Raw genomic sequence first — 4,438 nt, 5'->3', positions numbered from 1 at the left:
CGAGAGGGAAATACCCGGTCCCATTTCGAACCCGGTCGTTAAGCTTCTCAGCGCCGATGGTACTGCCCTGTTGGGTGGGAGAGTAGGTCGCCGCCGGACATCTTTTTTTGGGGGGTCGCCCTTTGGGGCGGCCCCTCTTTTTTGTTGTTGTGGTGTGGGGGTGTCTGTTGGGCGCCCCCTTTATTGTTGTTGTGGTTACTGCTGCCGGCCGACAATGCGCTGGACCAGGTCCGGGGTCCACTGGACGTACTCGATCTCGGCGCCGTCGGCATGGCGGGCGTAGAGGAAACTCCCCGTGGGGCCGGCGGTCAGGGGCGTGGTGATGACGGCCCCGGCGTCCTTGAGGGCGGCCTGGACGTCGGCGAGGTCCGTGACGACGACAGTGGCGGAGGCGTGCGCGTACTTCGCGCGCTCCTCAGCCGGGCCGGCGATGACGAGGAAGTCGCCGATGGCCGCCAGCTCGACGCCGTGGAACGACAGTCGAAGGTCGGGCTGCCTGCCGGTCAGCTGCCGCAGCAGCGGAAGGGCATGGTCGAGGCTGTCCGTCCACAGCCGTGCGTAGGTCTTCAGGATGCTCACGAGCCACTCCCTAGGGTGGGGCCGCGGCGGGTCGCCGCAGCCGGTGGTCTCTTCTGGTTACTCGGGAACCGTACGGAAGTAGGCTCTGAAGTGGAAGAACGCACTTTTCCGTGAGAGAGGAACCTCGTGGAAACCGAGCAGGTCGGACGCCGGGACGAGGATCGGGATGTGACACGCGTCGACTCGCTGGCGCGGGAGGTCTTCGCGGGGATCGCCAACAAGTGGGCGCTGCTGGTGATCAACATCCTGGGGGAACGCACGCTGCGCTTCACCGAGTTGCGGGCCGAGGTCGAGGGCATCAGCCACAAGATGCTCACCCAGACGCTGCGCGGGCTCGAACGGGACGGGGTGGTGCGGCGGACGGTCCACCCCACGGTGCCGCCGCGGGTCGAGTACCGGCTCACCGAGGCCGGGCAGGCGCTGCGCGGCACGGTCAACGGAATGTGCGCGTGGACCCGGCGGTATCTGGACGAGATCGAGGGCGCCCGCCGCCGGTTCGACGCGCGGCGGGCGGACGCGGCCCGCTGACTCCGGTCGCCGCCGCCCGCCACTGCCAGAGCTGACCCAGCGGCGTCCGGGCGCGTCCGGTCGTCCTGGTCGGTGAGAATGGAGGCCTGTCCTGGTACGGCTGGCAGCCGTGCCCACACCGCCACAGGAGACGGCCCCTTGTCCGACACGCACGCCGCCCTCGCCGCCGACCGCGACCGGCTCGGGCTGCGCGCCGACTGCGCGAACTGCTTCGGGCTGTGCTGCGTCGCACTTCCCTTCTCCGCGTCGGCCGACTTCGCGGTGGACAAGGCGGCCGGCGAGCCGTGCGGGAACCTGAAGTCGGACTTCGGCTGCGGCATCCACGCCCGGCTGCGTGAGCGGGGGTTCGCCGGCTGCACCGTCTTCGACTGCTTCGGCGCGGGGCAGCAGGTCTCCCAGACCACCTTCGGCGGCCGCGACTGGCGCCGGAATCCCGGCACCGCACGCCAGATGTTCGACGTGTTCCCCGTCATGCGCCATCTGCACGAGCTCCTCTGGTACCTGACCGAGGCGCTGTCCCTGCCGGCGGCACGGCCGGTGCACCCCGATCTGCGCCGCATGCTGGACGGCGTCGAGCGGCTCACAGGCGGCACCGCGGACGACCTGCTGGCGGCGGACCTTCCGACGCTCCGGAGCGAGGTCAGCGCGCTGCTGACGCGCGTCAGCGAGCTGGTCCGTGCCGGTGTCCCCGGCCGGAGGCGGAACCATCGGGGAGCGGACCTCATAGGCGCCCGGCTGCGAGGCGCCGACCTGCGCGGCGCGAACCTGCGCGGTGCCTACCTGATCGCCGCGGACCTCCGCGGAGCCGACCTGCGCACGGCGGACCTGATCGGGGCGGACCTCCGCGACGCCGACCTGCGGGGCGCCGACCTCACCGGCGGCATCTTCCTCACCCAGCCGCAGCTCGACTCGGCCAGGGGCGACGCCGAGACCCGGCTGCCGGAGGCGCTGAGCCGCCCCGCGCACTGGTAGCCGTCCACCGGAGCGGCGCCGCGGTCATCCGGCTGGGGCGGGGGCGTCTCGCGGACCATGGGCCGGCCGGCTAGGGCTCGGCATGCTCGGCGAGGTAGTCGATGTAGATCGGCCGTAACGCCTCCTGGAGCTGGGGGTCGCCGTGCCGGGCGGCCAGTAGCTCGCTGACCAGGCCGGAGACCTTCGCCACGCTCGCCTCGCTGGCGTCGAGACGGCCGGCCGCGGCCTCGGCCGCGGGGATGCTGCGGAGCAGCCGCCAGAAGAAGCCGACGTCCCACCGGCGCCGCGCCAGTGTGACGGCGCGCCGGTGCAGCTCCTCTGTCGGCAGCCGTTCCCATTCGGGTTGCTCGGTCATGCGGACCCACTACCCACTCCCGCGCCACCGGCCCGGGAGTGAGCTGCGTTACTCTGCGAGGTGCACAGGGGTTCACACGTCCCGTCGCGCGGCTCCCACAAGGACACCGCGCTGTGGAAACGGAGGTCGGCCATGGTCGCGTCATCGGCGGTTCGGGTCGTCATCGCCAAGCCGGGCCTGGACGGCCATGACCGGGGGGTGAAGGTGGTGGCGCGGGCCCTCCGGGACGCCGGCGTCGAGGTGATCTACACCGGCCTGCGGCAGACTCCCGAGATGATCGTGAACGCCGCCTTGCAGGAGGACGCCGACGCCATCGGCCTGTCGATCCTTTCGGGGGCGCACATGACGCTGTTCTCGCGCGTCCTGGAACTGCTCAAGGATAACGACGCGACGGACATCACGGTGTTCGGCGGCGGCATCATCCCTGACGAGGACATCCCCGAACTGGAGCGGCTCGGCGTCGCCAAGATCTTCACCCCGGGTGCCACCACGGCCGAGATCACCGGCTGGGTACGCGAGAACATCCCGGGAGCGCGGACCACCGCCTGACCGCGTCGGCCGGAGTGCCGGAGCCGGGTCGCCCGAGGTCGGCGCGGGCCCGTGCGATACCGTGCATATTCCGTGTCAATCTCTTCAAATCGTGACGAACGGTCGCTGACCCGCCACGCGTCCAGAGCCGCGTAGGCGCACATGGACCTCGACGTCATCGCGCTGCTGCTGCTCGCGGCGGTCGCGGCCGGATGGGTGGACGCGGTGGTCGGCGGGGGCGGTCTGCTCATGCTGCCGGCCCTGCTCGTGGCCGCTCCCACCACCCCCGTGGCGGCGCTGCTCGGCACCAACAAGCTGGTCGCCGTCTTCGGTACCGCCTCCGCCGCCGTCGCCTACGCGCGCAAGGTCAAACTCGACCCCCGCGTCGTCTGGCCCACGGCCGGGCTCGCCCTCGTCGGCTCCGGGACGGGGGCCGCCCTCGCCGGCGCGATCTCGTCCGACGCGCTGCGGCCCATCATCATGGTGGTGCTGCTCGTGGTCGCCGCGATCGTGCTGCTCCGCCCGTCGCTGGGGGCGGTCGTCAATCCCACTCTGCTGACGCGGCGCCGGATCGTCGCGGCTGTTCTGGTGGCCGGCCTGGGGGTGGCCTTCTACGACGGCCTGATCGGGCCCGGGACCGGCACCTTCCTGATCATCGCCCTCACCGCCGTGACGGGGATGGACTTCGTCTCGGCGTCGGCGTCGGCCAAGGTCGTCAACACGGCGACGAACGTGGGGGCGATCACGGTCTTCGCATGGAACGGCGACGTGCTGTGGCTGCTCGGGTTGGGCCTGGCGGTCGGCAATGTCGTCGGGGCGCAGATCGGCGCCCGGATGGCGCTGCGGCGCGGGACCGGGTTCGTGCGGGTGGTACTGCTCGTGGTCGTGCTGGCACTCGTCGTGCGCCTCGGCTGGGACCAGTTCGGCTGACCGGCGTGTGAAGCCGGATGTGACTCGTCACACGAATGATCACCACATGCCCTGGGTGTGCCCGGTGATACCCGGCGATTCGGGCACACCGTGACTGGTCACCGGCCACCCAGTGTCGTCTGTCAAGAGCCGGGAGAGCTAAGCTTCCGCATGTTGCGGGTGGATAATGCGCCGCATCTTCCAACGCGGACCGGCCCCGGTGGGTTCCGCCGCGAGAGCGCGACACGACCTCCGCATAAATCTGCAGCCAGCGAGTTACAAGGACGGACCCTCGTGGACCTGTTCGAATACCAGGCGAAGCAACTCTTCGCGGAGTATGGGGTCCCGGTGCCCCAGGGAAAGGTGGCGAGCACGCCCGAGGAGGCGCGTGTCATCGCCGAGGAGTTCGCGGCCGCGGGCAAGCCCCGTGTCGTCGTGAAGGCGCAGGTCAAGACGGGCGGCCGCGGTAAGGCGGGCGGCGTGAAGGTGGCCGACGGTCCGGAGGACGCCCGGGCCAAGGCCGCCCAGATCCTGGGCATGGACATCAAGGGCCACACGGTGCACCGG

At 70.7% G+C, this 4,438-nt stretch carries 7 protein-coding genes and 1 rRNA gene; 6 read left to right on the top strand and 2 right to left on the bottom strand.

Annotation, left to right across the window (positions count from 1 at the left end):
• A 5S ribosomal RNA gene (gene rrf / locus DEF28_RS25715) occupies nt 1-99 on the top strand; the annotation flags it as partial.
• 96 nt (nt 100-195) lie between these two features.
• Here rrf and DEF28_RS25710 read toward each other — a convergent pair.
• Nucleotides 196-579, bottom strand: coding sequence for a VOC family protein (locus DEF28_RS25710; protein ID WP_114400746.1), 384 nt, complete (start codon nt 577-579; stop codon nt 196-198).
• Between the two features lie 168 nt (nt 580-747).
• Here DEF28_RS25710 and DEF28_RS25705 point away from each other — a divergent pair, with 168 nt between their 5' ends.
• Together DEF28_RS25705 and DEF28_RS25700 are read left to right on the top strand one after the other, a co-directional pair.
• Nucleotides 748-1,107, top strand: coding sequence for a winged helix-turn-helix transcriptional regulator (locus DEF28_RS25705; RefSeq protein WP_233515545.1), 360 nt, complete (start codon nt 748-750; stop codon nt 1,105-1,107).
• A 138-nt stretch (nt 1,108-1,245) separates the two neighbouring features.
• The gene (locus DEF28_RS25700) at nt 1,246-2,079 is read left to right on the top strand and encodes a pentapeptide repeat-containing protein (RefSeq protein ID WP_233515544.1); all 834 of its coding nucleotides are present in this window, start codon (nt 1,246-1,248) and stop codon (nt 2,077-2,079) included.
• 70 nt (nt 2,080-2,149) lie between these two features.
• On the opposite strand, the gene DEF28_RS25695 is transcribed toward DEF28_RS25700, so the two are convergent.
• Nucleotides 2,150-2,434, bottom strand: coding sequence for a hypothetical protein (locus DEF28_RS25695; RefSeq protein WP_114400743.1), 285 nt, complete (start codon nt 2,432-2,434; stop codon nt 2,150-2,152).
• 132 nt (nt 2,435-2,566) lie between these two features.
• Between DEF28_RS25695 and DEF28_RS25690 the strand changes: the two genes are divergently transcribed.
• The 3 genes from DEF28_RS25690 to DEF28_RS25680 form a co-directional block, all read left to right on the top strand.
• A complete protein-coding gene (locus DEF28_RS25690) occupies nt 2,567-2,983 on the top strand; it encodes a cobalamin B12-binding domain-containing protein (RefSeq protein ID WP_114400742.1) in 417 nt (138 codons plus the stop codon).
• Between the two features lie 141 nt (nt 2,984-3,124).
• A complete protein-coding gene (locus tag DEF28_RS25685; RefSeq protein ID WP_114400741.1) occupies nt 3,125-3,892 on the top strand; it encodes a TSUP family transporter in 768 nt (255 codons plus the stop codon).
• Nucleotides 3,893-4,165: 273 nt separating this feature from the next.
• On the top strand, nt 4,166-4,438 hold a 273-nt coding region (locus DEF28_RS25680; protein WP_181874454.1), incomplete at its 3' end, for an ATP-grasp domain-containing protein.

The organism is Marinitenerispora sediminis (assembly GCF_003336425.1).
Lineage (GTDB): Bacteria > Actinomycetota > Actinomycetes > Streptosporangiales > Streptosporangiaceae > Marinitenerispora > Marinitenerispora sediminis.
Note: the sequence above shows the minus strand (reverse complement) of the source record. Positions and strands in the feature narration are given on the sequence as shown.